The sequence below is a fragment of the Bifidobacterium sp. UBA6881 genome (assembly GCA_002451435.1).
Classification (GTDB): Bacteria; Actinomycetota; Actinomycetes; order Actinomycetales; family Bifidobacteriaceae; genus Bifidobacterium.
The window spans coordinates 23,086-23,570 of sequence record DKCF01000003.1; the positions used below are offsets into that span (position 1 = coordinate 23,086).

Sequence of the window (485 nt, forward strand, 5' to 3'; positions counted from 1 at the left end):
GTGCTGTGAGCGCCGGGCGCGTTGCCAAGCGCATTGTCTGAGTCGAAGCCGTACCTGCAATCAGGCGATGAATCCGAGGTGCTCCAGCAGCACTTTCACACCGATCAGAATCAATACGATGCCGCCCGCGATCTGCGCGGGCTTCTGCCAGCGCGAGCCGAACGCGCGGCCGATGTACAACCCCGCGGCGGAGAACAGGCCGGTGGTGACGCCGATGATGATCACCGAGATCCAGATGTTGAGCGTCATGAACGCGAAGCTCACGCCGACCGCGAACGCGTCGATGCTGCATGCCACGGCGAGCGGCAGCATGTGACGCCAATCGAATTCCGCGGTCTCCTTGGCGTTCTCCTCGTCCTCTTCGAACGCCTCACGCACCATGTTGCCGCCGATCAGGGCGAGCAGGCCGAAAATGATCCAGTGGTCCACGGCGGTCACGTATTTGCTGAATGTGGATGCCGCGAAGAACCCAAGCAGCGGGAACA

The 485-nt window shown here is 62.1% G+C and carries 1 protein-coding gene; it reads right to left on the reverse strand.

The genetic code is table 11. The features are described from left to right. Positions 1 to 60: 60 nt before the first annotated feature. A partial coding sequence (locus B3C64_RS00180) for a manganese efflux pump MntP family protein (RefSeq protein ID WP_291532904.1) occupies positions 61 to 485 on the reverse strand: 425 nt, incomplete at its 5' end.